1 pseudogene is annotated in these 285 nt (G+C 63.9%); it reads left to right on the top strand.

Annotated elements, in window-relative coordinates:
* Window positions 1–96: 96 nt before the first annotated feature.
* A pseudogene (locus tag V5F77_RS29315) lies at window positions 97–285 on the top strand (ISL3 family transposase); the annotation flags it as partial.

The following is a 285-nucleotide window of genomic DNA, read 5'->3' on the forward strand; positions in this document are numbered from 1 at the left end:
AACAAGCCGCCGATCGCGCTCATGAATGGCTCTCCGGCATCCCCGCCGGAATGAGCTCTAACCCCGGAATTTTCTAGCTCCGGGTGGCCTAGAAACGGGGAGCGCTTCAATCTGGAGCGCCTGCTGGGAGCTTGGCGGCGGGTCGAAAGGGGGCAGGCCGATGATGTACCACCCGCGGCTTTGAAGTTGGAGCCGGTTCGAGACCCGGACACCGGTCATGTGATTTCGCCGGTGGTCGCCGCCGCGCTGTGTATCAAGCCGCGAGGCCTACTGACGGACTGGCAG

This window comes from Roseixanthobacter psychrophilus (assembly GCF_043195195.1).
Taxonomy (GTDB): domain Bacteria; phylum Pseudomonadota; class Alphaproteobacteria; order Rhizobiales; family Xanthobacteraceae; genus NCEH01.